Consider the following 4,758-nt stretch of genomic DNA (forward strand, 5'->3'; position numbering starts at 1 on the left):
CCTTCCATCATGCAGCGCCGATCCCAGTGTCGCTGATCAACTACCTCTGGCCTGCTTGCCTGATCATTCTTGGCAACTTGTTCTTCCAGCTGCGCAGCGGGTTCCCGGGTTACCTTGGAGCCGCGCTTGGTTTTGCCGGGGTGTTAATCCTGATCGGCAAAGATGGATTTGCACTCCAGCTATCTGAGACACTCGGCTACTGTCTTGCCTTTGTTGGAGCAATCCTTTGGGCGCTGTTCTCAAACCTTCGCCGCCATGATCAGTCAGACGCTATCTCTACTATGACGACAATCTGCTTTGCGTCGACTCTGATCTGCGGGCTTTGGTGGATGACAAAAGGTGCGAACCTGCCGGCGCTGACCGCCTCGGATGTTTGGGTCATCGCCGCGCTGGGTTTGGGCCCTGCCGGAGGTGCGTTCTTTCTCTGGGATCTGGGAATGCGCCAGGGTCACGCTGCTCTGCTTGGTGTCCTGGGATACTCAGCTCCGGTATTCTCCACCATACTCATGCTCACGCTCGGGTTGGGCCAGCCAGGCTGGGAAGTCTTCGCCGCGATAGCCCTTATCACTTTGGGTGGTATCGTGGTTCACACCGGATCAACGGCCTCGTTTTCCGGCAAGATGAAGGCAAGCGCGAGGTGAAACAGGAATGGAGCAAAGACCACCGCTGAAGGAAAGACTGCCTTCCCTTAACCCCACAATTGCCAAGCTGCTTTTCTGGGCGTTTTGTATCTTTGTAGCGGCCTCCGTTTGCCTTTCGGTCTGGCTCGTATCAAGCATCGAGCCAACCTCCTCCTCCCTGCTTCCTATGTAAACGCGGACTGTTGCCGGTCATCGAAGCACAAGAACCTACGCTACAAGTGTATCCGATCACTGCATTCAGCATTGCGTTAGACCTTGAGAAGAGCGAAGGCTGGGGGCTTTGCCGGCCCAACGGTTGAGTTTCTTCAGCAACCCAAGCGATAGCTGTTGCAAACCATGTGACGCGGTTTAGGGTCGAAGCAAAAAGGCCTCTTTCCATGTCAATGATTATCAAGATCTTTCGCGTCCTCTTCTTTCTCGCCCTGTATTTCACTCTCTGCATGGTTGCGGCGGTCACTTTTCTCAAAGAATGGTCGCCAGGCCTTCAAATGCTCTTCGCCTTTCTTACGCCCATTGCTTTGGTGTGGTGGGGCGAGAAAAGGCGAGCAAGAAGGAGCTCGTCTCGCCAGGCTCTTGATAACGAGGCAGACTCTGAGCAGTCTGAAAGCTCTTCGAAACGTCCAAGTTCGCCGCCCCCGAAGAGTCGATCTGAAAAGCGCGTTGACCAGGAACGCGAACAGATACGCCAAAGAGAGATTAGCGAGCGTCTACAGCCAGCAACTGGCAGCACTTCAAAACACACAGTACCTGCCGAAAGTGCTCATGCTCGCAGTCGCACGGGTCAATATAACCCTCCCAAGCAGGATTATGCTGCGATCGTCCAAGCAGGGAGGTCCTCTGCATCCGAGCTTTCGGAGATTGCAGCAAGGAAGGAGGCAGCGAAAGCTAAGTCCCCCAAGGCGAAAGCTACGCGTCGCACTGGCTGGGTGCCATCATCCGACTCCGTGCAAATCGCTGGGCGAGACATTGGCGGGATGATTTTTGTTGGGACCCCTCCACGCCTCAACGATTATGGATATCGGGACAAATGCCGTGCATACATTGATCCCTCTCTTTCGGTTGCCCGTGGAGGGACGGACAAAGTTGGCAACTACATGCCCTATTGGCCCAGCTATTCCGAAATCCCTGCTCAGTGCCGTGCCACTTACCTGGACTGGTTGGAGAGCGGACGTTCCGATCCAACTTATGATCCCGGGTATATGTTCCTGTATTTCTATGGGTTAGAACGTCGTTTTTTCCTGGACAAACCACCTGAGGCCGAGAAACGGGAGATCTTGCAAGAAGTCCGGCGCCTCAAAAACCTGTACCCAAACAATGGCTCGGTTCAGCGATATCTTGGTGAGTTTATTCAACTGGCTCAAATCTCGCTGAATAACGAAGCCTTAGATGAACCCATCTTTGAGTTTCGTGGTTGGGACATACCACTGTCACTGAAAGTAGCCATTGGCGCTCGCCTGAAGCGTGGTGAATTACTGTCGGCAGACTAGGTCTTAAGTTGGCTGCTCTGCCATCCCGAACGTCGTATCCGCACGCCCTCAACCCGATGTGCCGAAGAGTTTCGTGCGCTATTCAAATTGCGCTTTGAAGACCGCTTCCCCGATGGCCTGAAAGTCAACAAACCACGCAAGATGCTCAAGATCACGTATCAGGCGGCGTCGAGCGAGTTTCAGGGACAGCTTGAGCCGTTGGTAGACGGAAACAAAGTTCCCGACATTTCTGGTTTGCGCAAACCGGTTGAGATCGCACAGGAAATTGCCGATGAAGTGATGGACGATCTGGACAAGCTTAGCCGGTACCTGGGTCGTAACGCTGATGGCCGTGGCAGTCTTGAAGCGCAGGCGCTGTTGCCACAAGAGCTGTGGGACCTCTTCCCAAGCGATGAGTTAGAGCAGTTGAGATCATGGGTCGCCAAAATCGTTCACAACGACGGTCTGGTGCCAGTTCTGGATGTAATCGAGCAGCTTGAAGGCGAACGCCCCGAAAAACTGAGCAAGCGAACACTCACCGGGGTGGCGGATGCTTTGGCTCGGCTTGGCTATGGAATTGCGCCCGACCCACGTTTCGCGCTGCGGTCACCCAAGCCCGGTGAGCCGGTAGTGCTTTTCGATCTGGGCGATGCAGTGGCGCAACTCGAAGACGTTTCGGATGGCTACCGCGCAGCATTGATTGAGATTGCACTGGGCTCCTTTGTGGCCCACGCTGATGGTCAGATCAGTGAGAGCGAAAGGAAATCGCTTCGCGCGAAGATCGCTGGAGTTGCAGGCCTCAGCGAACAGGAACACCGCCGTCTTGCAGCCAATCTGGATTGGATGCTGGCCGTGCCTCCAGACTTGGCGCTGCTTAAGCGCAAGCTCAAGGATACCGGACCCGAAGCACAGGCCTCCATCCGTTCGGCCCTGGTCGCGGCAGCACACGCCGATGGGATTATTCAGCCCGAAGAAGTGGCCGGCATCGAAAAGATCTATAAGTCGTTGGGTCTGGATCCGTCGCTTGTCTATTCGGATATACATGCGGGTAATGTGAGCGACGGGCCTGTGCGGGTGCGGGCAGCAGAGCCCGGAGCGGCCGGAGAAGTCATTCCTGATGAGAAACCAGCTGGTGCACCGAAGCTGGACGCAGCGCGGATTGCCGCGATCCAATCTGACACTGCGCGGGTTTCATCGGTCTTGGGAGATATTTTCGACGAGGCATCAGAAGAACCTGAGGAAATCGGGAGCGCCTCTGCGGTGCTTGCAGGACTGGATACCAAACAGACAAATCTGGTCAGGGCGCTTATCGCTCAGGAGCATTGGACCGAAGAGGCATTTGAAGACCTGTGTCGTCAGTCAGGGCTGCTCGCTTCAGGTGCCATTGAAGACATAAACGAGTGGGCGTTTGGAACCTACGACGAGGCGCTCCTTGACGAGTACGACGGTTATGAAGTCGCGCCCGATCTGGCCCAGGAATTGAAGAGAAAGTTTGAAGAGGAGATCGACCATGTCGAGGCTTAAACCCCGTGAACGTGATGCCATTGTTCAAGCTCTGCGAGCAGGCGTCGTCCCCAAGTTGGGATTGCGACATATCCAGGTCGGACGGGTGCGCGAGATCGAAGAATTGGTCAAGGACATGGATCGCATCGCCGACGGAGGGTCCGCAATCCGGTTCATCATCGGCGAGTACGGTTCGGGAAAAACGTTCTTCATGAACTTGATCCGGCTTGTGGCACTCGAGAAAGGACTGGTGGTTATGTTCGCCGATCTCGCTCCGGATCGTCGCATCCATGCAACCGGGGGGGCAGGCACGTGGTCTCTACGCGGAAATGGCCCGCAACCTCTCGACCCGTACAAAGCCCGACGGGGGAGCGCTGGCCAGCATTGTGGAGCGATTTGTCTCTACTGCACATCGTGATGCTGAAGCTCGTGACTTGCCGACTGGAAACGTGATCCGCGAGAAACTTGCACACTTCGAAGAGTTGACTGGCGGGTTCGATTTCGCCGAAGTGGTTAGGCGCTACTGGGAAGGTCACGAAACTGGTGACGACGAGCTGAAATCTGCGGCGCTACGATGGCTACGCGGGGAGTATGCTACGCGCACGGATGCTCGCAAGGCTCTTGGTGTCCGTACAATCGTCAATGACGCAAGTGTTTATGACCACCTCAAGCTGATGTCTGCATTTACGGTAGAAGCCGGCTACAAAGGCCTGCTTGTTGGCATGGATGAGATGGTGAACCTCTATAAACTCACCTCTTCACAAGCCCGCAACGCCAATTATGAGCAAATCTTGCGCATCTTGAATGATGTGCTCCAGGGCAGCGCACAGAACCTCGGGTTCCTGATGGGCGGAACACCGGAGTTTCTGATGAATACCCGACGGGGGCTCTACAGCTATGAGGCGCTTCAATCGCGCCTCGCTGAAAACACCTTTGCACGGGATGGTCTCGTGGATTTGTCCGGTCCAGTCATACGCTTGGCAAGTCTGACCCCGGAAGATCTGTTTGTACTGCTGGCGAACGTTCGCCGCGTCATGCAGGGAGAAGAGGCTGCATTGCCTGACAGTGCGCTGGAAGCGTTTATGACGCATTGTTCCGAGCGCATTGGAGAAGCCTATTTCCGTACCCCCCGTAACACTGTCACCGCC

General features: G+C 55.3%; 5 protein-coding genes. All 5 read left to right on the forward strand.

What is annotated here, in order from left to right; all coding sequences use genetic code 11:
* A partial coding sequence (locus A2I95_RS26135) for an EamA family transporter (protein ID WP_291734607.1) occupies positions 1-641 on the forward strand: 641 nt, incomplete at its 5' end.
* A 377-nt stretch (positions 642-1,018) separates the two neighbouring features.
* Positions 1,019-2,128, forward strand: a complete 1,110-nt coding sequence (locus A2I95_RS26140; protein WP_291734609.1) for a TerB N-terminal domain-containing protein — start codon at positions 1,019-1,021, stop codon at positions 2,126-2,128.
* A gap of 87 nt (positions 2,129-2,215) precedes the next feature.
* Positions 2,216-3,631, forward strand: coding sequence for a tellurite resistance TerB C-terminal domain-containing protein (locus A2I95_RS26145; RefSeq protein ID WP_291734612.1), 1,416 nt, complete (start codon positions 2,216-2,218; stop codon positions 3,629-3,631).
* A complete protein-coding gene (locus A2I95_RS26150; RefSeq protein ID WP_291734614.1) occupies positions 3,618-4,028 on the forward strand; it encodes a BREX system ATP-binding domain-containing protein in 411 nt (136 codons plus the stop codon). Before A2I95_RS26145 ends, A2I95_RS26150 begins: the two co-directional genes overlap by 14 nt.
* A partial coding sequence (locus tag A2I95_RS26155; RefSeq protein WP_291734616.1) for a BREX system ATP-binding domain-containing protein occupies positions 3,940-4,758 on the forward strand: 819 nt, incomplete at its 3' end. The genes A2I95_RS26150 and A2I95_RS26155, both read left to right, overlap by 89 nt.

The organism is Leisingera sp. F5, from assembly GCF_001593695.1.